Source organism: Seramator thermalis, assembly GCF_004138125.1.
GTDB lineage: Bacteria > Bacteroidota > Bacteroidia > Bacteroidales > Dysgonomonadaceae > Seramator > Seramator thermalis.
The window spans coordinates 95,757-108,831 of the sequence record NZ_RXHS01000007.1 but is presented as its reverse complement, the minus strand read 5'-3'; the positions used below and the strand labels follow the sequence as shown (position 1 = coordinate 108,831).

The 13,075-nt window shown below is 41.5% G+C and carries 8 protein-coding genes; all 8 read right to left on the bottom strand.

Annotated elements, in window-relative coordinates; translation table 11 throughout:
- Window positions 1-1,512 (bottom strand): RagB/SusD family nutrient uptake outer membrane protein, encoded by a 1,512-nt coding sequence (locus tag EJN84_RS06735; protein ID WP_129594704.1) that lies wholly within the window; start codon window positions 1,510-1,512, stop codon window positions 1-3.
- 12 nt (window positions 1,513-1,524) lie between these two features.
- Complete coding sequence (locus EJN84_RS06730) at window positions 1,525-4,788, bottom strand: TonB-dependent receptor (RefSeq protein ID WP_238943953.1); 3,264 nt, start codon at window positions 4,786-4,788, stop codon at window positions 1,525-1,527.
- A gap of 191 nt (window positions 4,789-4,979) precedes the next feature.
- Complete coding sequence (locus EJN84_RS06725; RefSeq protein WP_129594703.1) at window positions 4,980-5,957, bottom strand: FecR family protein; 978 nt, start codon at window positions 5,955-5,957, stop codon at window positions 4,980-4,982.
- Window positions 5,958-6,024: 67 nt separating this feature from the next.
- Window positions 6,025-6,612, bottom strand: coding sequence for an RNA polymerase sigma-70 factor (locus EJN84_RS06720; protein WP_129594702.1), 588 nt, complete (start codon window positions 6,610-6,612; stop codon window positions 6,025-6,027).
- 168 nt (window positions 6,613-6,780) lie between these two features.
- Window positions 6,781-9,111 carry a glycoside hydrolase family 3 N-terminal domain-containing protein gene (locus EJN84_RS06715; protein WP_129594701.1) on the bottom strand — a complete coding sequence of 777 codons (2,331 nt, stop codon included), beginning with the start codon at window positions 9,109-9,111 and terminating at the stop codon, window positions 6,781-6,783.
- Window positions 9,112-9,152: 41 nt separating this feature from the next.
- Window positions 9,153-10,397 (bottom strand): glycoside hydrolase family 5 protein, encoded by a 1,245-nt coding sequence (locus tag EJN84_RS06710; RefSeq protein WP_129594700.1) that lies wholly within the window; start codon window positions 10,395-10,397, stop codon window positions 9,153-9,155.
- A 12-nt stretch (window positions 10,398-10,409) separates the two neighbouring features.
- Complete coding sequence (locus tag EJN84_RS06705) at window positions 10,410-11,522, bottom strand: family 16 glycosylhydrolase (protein ID WP_129594699.1); 1,113 nt, start codon at window positions 11,520-11,522, stop codon at window positions 10,410-10,412.
- Window positions 11,523-11,592: 70 nt separating this feature from the next.
- Window positions 11,593-13,065 (bottom strand): PKD domain-containing protein, encoded by a 1,473-nt coding sequence (locus EJN84_RS06700; RefSeq protein WP_129594698.1) that lies wholly within the window; start codon window positions 13,063-13,065, stop codon window positions 11,593-11,595.
- Between the last annotated feature and the right edge of the window lie 10 nt (window positions 13,066-13,075).

Genomic DNA, 13,075 nt, shown 5'->3' with positions numbered 1-13,075 from the left:
TCAATAACCTTCATTTTGTGTTAAAGACGGATTTTTATCTATTGCCTCCTGCGGTATTGGCAGAAGAATAGTTTGTTCGGTAACCGGGAGCATGGGTATTCGTCCCGGATCTCTACTATTGAGAGTATTAAGCACCGGAATAGCTTGGTCGTTTCTTACCAAATCAAACCAACGCTGACCTTCGAAGGCAAGTTCCAAACGACGTTCGTTGAGTACAGCTGCTTTCATGTTTTCTTTCGATGCCGTAGCCGAAGCGGGCAAATTTCCAAGTTTTGCACGCGAACGAATTTGATCGACAAGTGCTTTTGCATCACCAAGTTTCTCCAAATTGGCATAAGCCTCCGCTTTTAACAACAAAATATCTGCAAGTCGAATTTTTATCACACTCGATAAATTCGATCGTGTTTTATACATGAAAGGATAGTTGTTCGAAGGATAATGTATGCTCCAACTTGGGTTTCCCCAAACGATAGACGCATTCATGCGCTCAGTATCGTTTTCTTTCTCGAAAGCAGCAATAAGATCCCTCGAAGGAGTGATCCATTTAGCCCAATCATACACGCTGTTGGGGTCGGCTTCGTTGAGACCGAACATCATCCACACCCAATTGGTACTTCCGGCAGGATACGTAATTTCGAAAATGGACTCTTTACTGTTGCGCAATTTCACATCTTTGGTATTTTGGTCGAAGGCAAATAAATCGCCGTAATTTTCAACCAACTCAAAACCGGCACTTTGAACATCGTTGCAATATTCAATCACTTTCTCGTAATCTCGAACCGGTTTTTCGGCATATACACGAGCAAGTAAGGCATTGGCAACTGCTTTCGACAGCAAAAATTTGTTGTCTGCACTTACGTCCGGAGCATCTATAACTGCGGCTTGCAGATCGGATATAATTTTTGTATAAACCTCTTCGACCGAATTACGAGCAGGGAATAGTAACGGATAAACTTCTTCAATATTTTCAGCCGTTACATTTGGAGTCTTCTGAGTTACCAATGGAATTCCGCCCCACAATCTTACCATATCAAACCAAATCCAGGCACGGAAAATAAGAGCTTCGGCTTTCCATTGCTTGCGTTCTGCCGTAGTAAGCGATTGATCCGGAACATCATCTATATTCAAAATGATACGATTAGCCGTGACGATATAATTTAAGAATGCATTCCAATCGCGAGCGATATTTTTGTTGATGCCATCCTGCGACTGGGCTTCGAGCGATGAAAGTTCACTGCCGGAAGTACCCCGATATGCATTATCGGCATGGGTTTCAGTATAAACCAAATAATCAAGATACCAATTTTCCTGAGAATCTCTAATCGTTGAATAGAGGCCATTTCTGAGTGCTACAACTTGTTCTTTGGTTGTAATTTCGTTTTCATTGTTTGCAGAATCCCTCGGATTGGTAAGTTCGCTAAAATCTGAAATAGGGTCTTTTTGTAAATCGCATGAATATTGAGTGATCAATAATCCTACGAACAACAGGGTCAGATATATCTTATTTTTCATTGCAATAATTTTTTAAAAGTCAATATTTAAACCGAAAATAAATGTCTTCACTTGCGGATATGTTCCCCAATCGATTCCCTGCACGGTTGAGCTACCACCATACTGATTCACTTCGGGATCGAAACCTTTGTAATTGGTGATAGTGAAGAGGTTTTGAGCTGTAAAATAAGGTTGCAAACGCGCGATTTTCCATTTCTTCAAAATCGGAGCTTCAACGTTATAAGAGAGAGTTAAATTCTTCAGACGCAGGTAACTGCCATCTTCAACAAATCGGGTAGAAGCTCTTAAATTGTCTGTACTTTTTGAAGCTCTTGGCATGTCCGTAATTTGGCCCGGAATTCTCCACCTTCGGATTACTTCGGTTGACTGATTTTGACCATTATACATTCCTTCGGTTTCATATCTGGACGCATTGTAAATATCGTTACCTTGCGATCCCTGGAAAAATATGCTTAAATTAAAATTCTTAAACGAAACATTGTTTGTCATACCCCAAGTGAAATCAGGATTCGGATCGCCGATATAGGTTTTATCACTGGTGGTAATTCTTCCGTTATTATCCAAATCTTTGAATTTCAGATCTCCGGTTTCGGGATCAACGCCTTCCGAAATATATCCCCAAAACATACCAAGAGGTTTCCCCTCCGTCATTCTTACCACATTTTCACTGGTTGCTTCCGACGTATTTGCAAAATAGTATATTTTTTGCAACGATAATTTGGTTACTTTGTTGCGATTAAAGGATATATTGAAATCCGTGTCCCATGTCCATTGTGAGTTTTGAATATTCTTAGAATTAAGTGAGAATTCGAACCCTCTATTTTCCATTTCGCCTTCATTGCGATAAATATTCGAAAAATCCAATCCACCGGGAAGCGGAACATTCATCAACAAATTGGTAGTGTATTTGTAATAAGCATCGGCAGCGAAAGTGAGTCTATTTTTCAAAACAGTGAAATCTACTCCTAAATTAGTCTGTGCAGTAGTTTCCCAAGTAAGGTCTCGATTACGCATGTTGGCCGGCGTGATGTTAACAACAGCCCGATCATTACCTGTTTCCCACCATGGGATTCGTTGAATGTTATAGAGTTGCAAATATGCATAATCACTGATGCCGGATTGATTGCCGGTTTTACCCCAACCACCTCTGAGTTTCAAATCGTCAACCCAATCGACATCACTCATAAAATCTTCGGATGAAATCCTCCATGCGGCCGATACCGAAGGAAAATAACCGAATCTGTTTTCAGGAGACAATTTCGAAGAACCGTCGGCTCGGAAATTAACAGTGAGCAAATACTTACTGGCGTAGTTGTATGACACTCTTCCAAGATATGACATCAAGGCCCAGTCTGAGGCCGATGTTCCCGTACCCCAAGGATCTATCTTATTGGCTGCATTAAGTGTTTTGGGAGAATAATCAGTCCTGAAAAAACTTCCGGACATATACGAATTGTTCCACTGTGAAGTGGTGTAGGATGTACCTGCCATGAGGCTTAGCGAATGTTCATCCTTCGTAAAATCATAAGTAAGGATATTATCAAAAGTAAGTACGGTGCTCAAGGAACGATTGTCCGACGCTGTACCTCCCTGATTTCTTCCGTATGAAGTTTTAACCGGATCAAGATAAGTTGTCGCGTGATAGTAAACCCGATCGATTGAGTTAGTGCTCTTAAATTTCAAATTTGGCAATAATGTGAATTCCGCATTAAATGAACCCAATAAACGATTGTTACGCGTTTTGTTATCTTCGGTGCGAGAGAGATTTTCGATCGGATGCGTAATGTTCGCCCCATAAAAATCATTATAGTATTGACGAGGATTCTCCGGATCCCATATAGGAGCATATGTAGGAGTATTGATTACCGATAAAACAACTCCGGCACGATTGGCACCGGTTCCTGAAATTATTCCGTTATTCGAATAATCGGAATAAGCGATATTGGCGCCGATATTAAGCCAGTCTCGTACCTGATTTTCGATATTTGCACGGAAATTATATCGTTTGAAATAAGATACATTCAGAACACCTTTCTCGTTGGTATATCCCCCCGAAATCAAGTAGCGAAGTTTATCGTTTCCACTCGAAATTGATAATTGATAGTTCTGGTTCAATCCGGTACGATAAGTTTCGTTAAACCAATCCGTCTGATCCGTAAGCCCCTCGGGCAAAACTACCGCACCCAGCTCATCCATCAATTCTTTATACTGAGCTACGTTCAAAGATTTTAACTGCTTGATCACATGAGATGCTCCTACGTAGGAGTTAAAACTAATTTTAGACTGTCCGGCTTTACCCGCTTTGGTAGTTATTAATACAACGCCATTTGAAGCTCGAGATCCATAAATAGCTGCAGAGGATGCATCTTTTAGGATCTGCATGGATTCAATATCAGCAGGAGCCAAAAAATCTATATTATCGGTAGGCACTCCATCCACAACGTATAACGGATCATTGCTCGCAGTGATAGAGGTATTTCCCCTGACACGCACAACCATTCCTCCTCCCGGCTGCCCGTTGGGTTGCACTACTTGCACACCGGCCGCTTTCCCCTGTATAGCTTGGGCTGCAGATATTACGGGACGTTCCAGCAAATCTTGTGTCGATACGGTGGACACAGCAGTAGTTACGTCGCGTCTTTTCACGGCACCGTAGCCGATCACTACCAACTCGTCCAACATTTCGGTATCTTCCTCCATCTGAACGTCGAGCGTATTTTGGTCGGTGATGGTAAGTTCCCGATCCCTGTAGCCGATATACGAGAAACGCAACACAGAACCACGAGGTACGGTCAAAGAATAATTGCCGTCGTAATCGCTAACTGTGCCGGTGGCTGTTCCTACCACGAAAATATTCACCCCGATGATTGGCTCGCCGTTAACATCCGTAACCTTTCCCTTCACCGTTATGTTTGCTTGCCGGGGTGCATTAGGTTGCTGATCGGCATTGGTGTTTGTTTTTTCTACTAAAACAATGATATTGTTGTTTTTTTCGTAGGTAACATCGGTGTTGGCAAGTAGTTTTTGCATAACCTCATCGATGTTGGAATTGGAGACTTGAATCGTGCTGTTTTTGTCTAAAATAGGCAACGATTCGTTGTAAAAAAATCGATAATTACTCACTTTTTCTATTTCCTTCAATGCTTGACGAAAAGGTTGATTCCTTACATTTAAGGAAATTTGTGAAAAAGACGGCATCGCCATAGCAGCTAATAGCAGAATTATGGCAAGCTTTGGCCGGAAGTGGCATTTTCTGATAAATGATTTTTTTTTCATTGATAACAATTTAAACATGATACAATTGCTGAATTGGAATAGATTGATTATTATTCCCTCTATTTTATACAATACAGATTTAGGATGGGGAAACCACTAATGTATTAGATTTAATTAACGGCATTTAACTTGGTGTTCCCCGTTTCGGTTAAGCCGATGAAAAAGCCATGTGTGCTGAAATCGCTTGGAGATTATTTTCGATGGTATAATTCTATCGTTGTTCCATCCATTTTGTAACGCATGGGCGAAGTAAGCGACAAAATGTCCAATGCATTTTGAATGCCGCTCATACCCAAAGTTCCTGAAAAGCGCATGGAGCGGAGAGTATCGGAGGCAAAACGAATATCGACATTAAAAATACGCGATAACGTACGGGCGATATCTTCGAACGTCTGATTATCGAAATACAGATTTCCATTTCTCCATTGCGCGAAATCAACCGAACGAACGATATCGGTCGTAAGCACGTGTGTGTTTTTGTTGAATGTAGCACGCTGATTTTCGGTCAGAATTCGCTCCTGACCCGAAGCGCTTACTTTTATTTTCCCTTCGAGCAAAACGGCATAGGCCTGTTCGTCATCATCGTAAGATCGAACATTGAAGGTTGTCCCGAGGGCTTGAATGTTCATTGCTTTGGTTTTTACAACAAATGGTCGATCCTTATCCGTTGCCACTTCAAAACAGGCTTCGCCTTCCAAAAAAACCGGGCGTTGCTTTCGATTAAATGCATCATCATAAATAATTTTGGAACCGGAATTAATCCATACTCTGCTTCCATCGGGAAGAACGACTTCGGCTTTCTCACCGTATCGGGCAATGATTTCGGTGGGATGGTTAACGATCTGCTGCTTTTGAGTAAAATAATAATATACGGAAAATGCCGAGATAACGGGTAAAATGAAAATAGCAGCCCAGTATAACGCTTTTTCCCAACTCTTTTGAAGGAAACGGGGTTCTTTTTCGTTGTAAACCTGCCGGCGGATATTTTGAAATAATTTATGTCGGGTATTTTCATCCATCGATGAATCGGAGTAGCGTAACTCATCTTCAAAAATAGCTTGTATTTTCGCATTGTGATGCATGATGGCCTGCAATTGTGCCACTTCGTCGGCCGATGCCTCGTTACGAAGATATTTTTCAAACAAGATTGTGTAGTTTTTATCCTTCATTTTTTCATCTCTTATTTATGATACAATTACTCATCTCGTTTTCACTAACCGGAAATATATCTTTATACTAAATTAACAGACAAATCAAAAGTACGAATAGTTTATCGCGATTCTTTTGAAATTCTTTTCGCATGAATTTCATCGCTAACGAAAGTTGCGTCTCCACCGTGCTTACAGAGATATTCAGCATTTCGGCGATTTGCTTGTTTGAATAACCTTCTTTGCGGCTTAAAATAAATATTTTCTGTCGCGAGGGCGGAAGTTGTCGGATAAGTTCGTCCGCAAAATTTTCCAACCACTTGCGATCGATTTCCTCCTCTGTAGTAGTATCATAATCGACTTGTTGTTCCGAAAGTAATTTTCGATACACAAATTCTATAGTTTGCCGCTGATAGGTATTCATGAGCATATTTTTCCCAATGGTAGAAAGATAAAAGATAACGGATTTCTCGGGATGGATTTGCTCGCGCACCTCCCAGAGTTTGATAAAGACAGACTGAACTATCTCCTCGGCCAGGTATCGATCGCCATGAGAAAGGGTCATGATGAAGTTGTACAGCTTTCCGCCATAACGATGGTAAATTCTCTCGAAAGCTTTCGGGGAACCATTGCGGAGAGCTATAAGATCATCAGTTTCTTCCTTGAGAGGGAACATCGTATGTATTCTTCTAATTCTACGTAGCGAAAATACAACAAAATCTGTTACGAAGTAAAAAAATAAACATCGAACATCCCTCGCGAATGCCGATGTTTTATGAAAAAAATGACATGAACGAAACAGTCTCCGCTTCTCAAACAGGAATTTCTTTTTCGACTTAATTCGTCACTTGTTTGGGGAATCCCATATTTTCGTCTGCGTACAAGTTACCTTATCAGTTAGATTTCCGATCTGAAACCTAAAGTCGCCTTCTTCGATTATCCATTTGCCTTTTTCGTTCACAAATGCAAGATCGTTGGCAGGAAGTTTGAGCACTACTTTTTTCGTTTCTCCGGGTTGCAATTCGATTTTCTCGAAAGCACGCAAACGACGCACATCGGGAGTAATAGATGCAACCAAATCGCTGCTGAAAAGCATCACGGTTTCTTTTCCTGCCACTTTTCCGGTATTTTTTACATCTACCGAAACCGTCAAAATATCGCCCGGGAGAAATTCATTTTTGTCAACCGTAAGGTTTGAATATTCGAAAGTAGTATAACTCAATCCGAATCCAAACGGATATTGCACATCGGTACGTGCTCCGTAATCGTAAGCACCACTCATTTTTTCGGCCAAATTCTGACTCGGTTTGTGATCGTAGGTGATGAGGCTTTGTTCAAATTTAGGATAGGTGTAGGGAAGTTTTCCACTCGGATTGACATCTCCTGCCAAAATATCGGCAAGTGCATCGCCGCCATAATTTCCGGGAAGATAAACCTGAACGACCGCTTTTGCATCGGGTTCGATGGTACGAATCAAGCGTGGACGACCTTCGTTGAGCACAAGAATGACCGGTTTACCCGTTTTGTAGAGTGCTTTTGCCAATGCAATCTGATTTTCCGAGAGTGTCAACTCATCAAGATTTCCGGGCGTTTCGCAATACGAATTTTCTCCCAAGCAAAGCACCACATAATCCACATCGGAAGCAGCAGCAACGGCTTTTTCGATTTCCGGGGGATTCTCTTCGAAATATTGTCCGTCCATTTTATACGTCACGCCCGGCTCGTATTTCACATTTGTTCCCCCGAATTTATTTTGCAACGCTTCAAATATCGTATTGTATTGCTGAGCAAATTCTTCCGTTTTTTCGCCCTGCCACGAGTAACTCCATCCTCCATTCAGCGTGCGCATCGAATTGGCATTGGGTCCTGTAACCAAGAGACGCGCTCCTTTTTGCAGCGGTAAGATATTGCCCTCATTTTTCAGCAACGTAATCGATTCGTCGGCCGCAGCTTTGGCAGCGGCTTCATGCGCCTTACTTCCAAAATCGGGATATTCGTTGCGTGACCAATAAGGACGGTCGAACAATCCGAGACGATACTTCATCCTCAAAATGCGACGAACGGCATCATCAATTCTTTCCTGTTTTACTTCTCCCGATTTGACAAGAGCAACCAATTCGTCGCAAAATTTCAGATTATAAGGCTCCATCACCATATCGATTCCGGCATTTATTGCGATGCGAATAGCATCTCTATAATCTTTGGCAATATGATCACGAGAAAGCAGATTTTGCACATCAGCCCAATCGGTAACGATGACACCGTCGAAATTCAAATCCTCTTTCAACCATTCGGTAAGCAACCGATAGTCTGAATGAGTGGAAACACCGTTGATAATACCCGAATTGACCATCAGCGACAAAGCACCGCCATCGACAGCAGCGCGAAACGGTTCGAAATGCTTTTCTCGAAGATCACTTTCCGTAATGATGGAAGGTGTACGATCTTTTCCCGAATAAGGGACGCCATACCCCATGTAGTGCTTCAAAGTAGCCGCAACATGATTTTGGTCTATATGATTGCGATCCTTCCCTTGATATCCTTGAACCGACGCCATTCCCAGTACTTTAGCTAGATAAGGATCTTCTCCGAAAGTCTCCCATTGACGTGGCCAACGCGGATCACGCCCCAAATCGAGGATAGGAGAAAAATTCCACGGAATATTGCTGGCTCTGGTTTCATAAGCCGCTATACGTGAACCCTCCTCCATCAATTTCGGATTAAACGTAGCTGCCAACCCTATTTGTTGAGGGAAAAAAGTTGCCCCTGCTGTATAGGTAACCCCATGAATGGCATCAATCCCGTAAATCACAGGAATACCGATTTCTTTAAGCGCTTTTTCCTGAATCGCTCTAACGGTATTTTCCCATACTTCGGTAGTTCTTGCCCTATTGTTGCTAGTATTCAAAATAGATCCTACCTTATATTTACCGAAAACCGTGTCCATCATGGCCGGATCAAGTTCAAAAGGCTCATCGCTGGCGTAAACACCTCCACCTTTACCCAAGACATCGATGGTGAATTGCGCCATCTGACCAACCTTTTCTTCAATGGACATTTTAGAGATCAACTCGTTGATTTTTTGCTCAACTTGCTGATCATCGGTTTTTCCATGCCCGCATCCCACTGAAGAAAGCAAAAGCAGCAAGAGAAATACAAATTTTTTCTGTTTCATTGATTTATCCGTTTTGATAAAATTTTAATTGTCTTTTACGGTTACATGCCTAATGTTTTTATGTAACCGTCATTTTTTGCACACTCAACAAATTTACAATTATCAAGCAATTCACTCAATGCATTTCGCACTTTATTTAGGTCAGGTCTGTTTTCGCGAATTTTGGCAAAGCTGCTTCGATCCTTTTGGGTATATTCCACAACAAGATCCCAATTCTTGGGCTCTTTTATTGAAACCATGCAACTGGTTTTAAGCATTTTTTTATACGGCCAGAAATGCCACCCCATATGATTTCTTTCAAGCAAACGTCGAAATCCGCCAATCCATTCGTCCGTATTTTCTCCTGTTTCGCCCATATATATCGGCAAATTCGTGTTCTCCCTAAAATCGAGAAAGTGCTGAATTGCTGCTTGAGTAGTATCTGACCAATACGTATGACATTCGTACATCATTTTATCGTCGAAATGCGGATTTTGGAAAACCGAAAAATTGGTATTCCATTGCGCTCCTCCCCAGATTACAATATGATTTTTGTCAACTTCTCTAATCGCTTCTGTAGCCTTCATGTAAAGGGGTTCGAGATAATTATTTAGCTCATCTTTGTTATCGAAAAAATGGGCAATGGGTTCATTCAGCAAATCATACCCAAGAACGGTAGGCTCATCGGCATAATGTTCGGCAATCCGCTTCCAGATGGAACAAAAAAGCTCTTGACTTTTAGGACTCTCGAATAACCACGGGTAACCGTAACTGTCATCAATGTTGTCACCGGTTTGACCTCCCGGCGCAGCATGCATATCGAGTACGACATACAGCCCTTCCTCTTTGCACCATCGAATAACATTATCGAGCAGTTCGAATCCGCGATTGGGATTGTTACTTCCCATAAAATCTTCACAGGTAAACAATTTGTAATGAAAAGGAATACGAATGGAATTCATGCCGGTTTGACGGATGTAACGAATATCATCTTGGGTAATGTAGTTTTCCTGAAACTTCCTCCAGAATTGATTGACGAAATCCGGCCCTACCATTTCTTTCAAAGCCTGATCGATAAGTCGGTAAGAATTTACATCCTGAAACAGAAACATGTACCCTTCAGGATTTAACCAATTCCCAAGATTGATGCCTTTCATCAAAAACACTTCCCCGTCGGGAGTAACTAAATTTTGTTCCACTACGGAGATGAAACGATTTTTCTCGCGTCTTTCGTTTTGTGAAAACAAGGGAAAAATAATTGTTCCCGAAAACAAAACGATAAGGAGTACTTTACTTGCTCTCTGCATATTCCGTGAATTTTATTTTTGATAAACCCGGACATAATCAATTTCATACGTTGCAGGAAGTTTGCTTTCGTCCACGCCTTGGGCTCCACCCCAATTACCGCCCCATGCCAAATTGAGTTTCAAATAAAACGGCTTATTGAATGGCCATGTATTTACATTGCCCTTACCATCATTTGCAAATGAAAAATATTGTTGTCCATCAATAAAAGCAGTAATTCGATCGGCAGTCCATTCCAAAGCATAAATATGAAATTCCGTTTCAGCATTTTCCACTCGTTTTGTTGCCGTTTTTTGCGTTCCAATGGCATGATTGTAGGCCATAGTATGTACCGAAGCATGTACCATATTGGGATCGTATCCCACATATTCCATGATATCTATTTCTCCATCAAGAGGCCAACTCCTAAAATCCTTTGGCAGCATCCAGAAGGCAGGCCATGTGCCTTTTCCACTCGGCATGCGCAGTCGGGCTTCAAAATAACCGTATTGCCAACTTTTAATTGTGTTCATCCGAATAGATATCACCTCCGAACCCTTTTTTTTGGCAATGATTTTCAACGTCCCGTCGGTTACTACAGCACAAGTATCCGTGCCAATAAAACGATCGATATAATTTTGAAGCTCGTTATTCCCCCAACCACTTGCACCGGTTTCAAACCACCATTTTTCTGTACCGGGCATGGACGGCTTTCCATCGTTTTCTCGCATATCGTTAAATTCATCGCTCCACACCAAATTATACCCTTCAGGGACATAATTCTCCGGTTGCCCTTTTCGTTGGGTTATGGTAACCTTTTTAGTAAAATCATCGCCTGCAATAAAAGTAAGTTCTGCAGTCCGTGGTGTTTCAAACGGATTTTTTAAAACCGTGATCTTTAAACTTGTCTGCCCGGAATACCCTTTTGCTACAGAAAGCGTACACCAAGGCTGGCTGGAAGTAACCGCCCAATCGGCATTTGCCGCAACAATTACACTTTTTGTTTCTCCGTCACCGGAAAATTCCCCGGGTTCAGGATTAACCGTAATTTCAATCTGTTTTCCAGGCTCAGGTGGTTCGGTATTTGGATCATCTCCTTCTGAACAAGCACCCAAAATAAAAAAAGCAATAAGAAATATATTGATCATTTTCTTCATTATCTCAAACTAGTAAAACTAGGGCTGCCGTGAAAAGCGGCAGCCCTATCAAATTATTATTTTATTCACTGAAAGTAAAATCATCAAAGAAGAACAAACCTTGTCCGGCATGACCTTCTCCTCCAAATTGAATCACAATTTTATCGTAGTCCTGACCATCAGCAACATTACTAAAATCGAATTCAAGTTCAATCCATCTATCAGTTACCAAATTTGTCTTTACTATTTCAGTTTGTGTTTGCCAAGCATTATCCCCCATATCGCTGTTTTGCAATTTAACGGCCAACTGAGGGCGCAACCTTTTTTCGGCAATCCAATCCCCCGCCACATCATTTTCCGTTTCATAATCGTTATAAGAAGGAACATACACTTTCAAACGGATTTTATTCTGCGTAGTCAAATCAAATTTATAATCAGGAGCGGTAAAGGATAAATTTGAATAAAACGCAGTCGTTTTTTGATAACGATACACTTTATTTGAGGTATTGATGGATATAGGCGCCGGATTATCTACAATGCCGCTCAATGGGCCCATGTCTTGAGTTACGAAATCAACCGTAAGTGAGCCTGATTCGAAAGTTTCGGACAATGGAATTGCCTTAGGTAATTTCTCGACTGGAGGTTCAGCCACATTCAACTCTTCAGGAATTAAACGGAACCACCATGAATTTGAAGGTTCAACAGTGCTCACGCATTTTACATACAATTCGGTTTCGGTAAGCGAGTATATTTTAAAAATGCTTGTTCCGGTATAAAAGCCAAAAAATGCTCCTCCGCTTAATTCGAGTGTCATATCCTCTTCATTCAATTTGAAACTATAGCCATCTGCATTAGGAACAAATGGCACATCGAAATCACCTACCCCACCAGGATTCGCTATTACACCTGCCGGATTTCCCAATCCTTGCACCCCGGCTGCATTGGTATAGATATATCCATTGTTCTCCCATTTCATTTTCGTTCCTTGTTGAAAAAAAGTGAACTTCTGCGTGTAAAGCGAAGAGCCTTCTTTTCCTTGAGCCGGACACGACCACCATTCAGGGGAATCTCCATCGGCCGGACCTACCCCAAAATGACCATCATGGTATTGATCAAACACCCATGTTTTGCCGTTGAGATTATCGGCTCCTCCTGTCAAATTGGTGTATGCCGGGGTATTGATAAGGCCGAAGTCATCTTCTTCAATGTGGACAACAACGCTTTTTGACGCCATAGAACCATCGGCTGCATACAAAGTAAGTGTTACTGTATAATCCCCTTTTTCGGGATAAGAAGCAGTAACTTTACTACCTCTTGCAGAAGACCCGTTTCCCAAGTCCCAGACGGCCGTGACAGGGAAGTTTAAATTGGAAGTATTTTCATAAGTAATCACATTATTGCTTGAAGCAGAAGGCGTCTGAGAAAAAGATATAATTTCCGAGGTAACTGTCCCCAATTCCCCTAAAGAATATCTATCATCTTCTTGTGGACTACATGCTGCCAAAATAAATAATAACAACAGCGCCCAAATTCCTTGTTTTCGTATATTTTTCATATTGACAAAT

Coding starts and splice junctions, on each gene's coding strand:
- EJN84_RS06735 (WP_129594704.1), bottom strand. CDS start 1,512: ATGAAAAATAAGATATATCTGACCCTGTTGTTCGTAGGATTATTGATC.
- EJN84_RS06730 (WP_238943953.1), bottom strand. CDS start 4,788: ATGAAAAAAAAATCATTTATCAGAAAATGCCACTTCCGGCCAAAGCTT.
- EJN84_RS06725 (WP_129594703.1), bottom strand. CDS start 5,957: ATGAAGGATAAAAACTACACAATCTTGTTTGAAAAATATCTTCGTAAC.
- EJN84_RS06720 (WP_129594702.1), bottom strand. CDS start 6,612: ATGTTCCCTCTCAAGGAAGAAACTGATGATCTTATAGCTCTCCGCAAT.
- EJN84_RS06715 (WP_129594701.1), bottom strand. CDS start 9,111: ATGAAACAGAAAAAATTTGTATTTCTCTTGCTGCTTTTGCTTTCTTCA.
- EJN84_RS06710 (WP_129594700.1), bottom strand. CDS start 10,397: ATGCAGAGAGCAAGTAAAGTACTCCTTATCGTTTTGTTTTCGGGAACA.
- EJN84_RS06705 (WP_129594699.1), bottom strand. CDS start 11,522: ATGATCAATATATTTCTTATTGCTTTTTTTATTTTGGGTGCTTGTTCA.
- EJN84_RS06700 (WP_129594698.1), bottom strand. CDS start 13,065: ATGAAAAATATACGAAAACAAGGAATTTGGGCGCTGTTGTTATTATTT.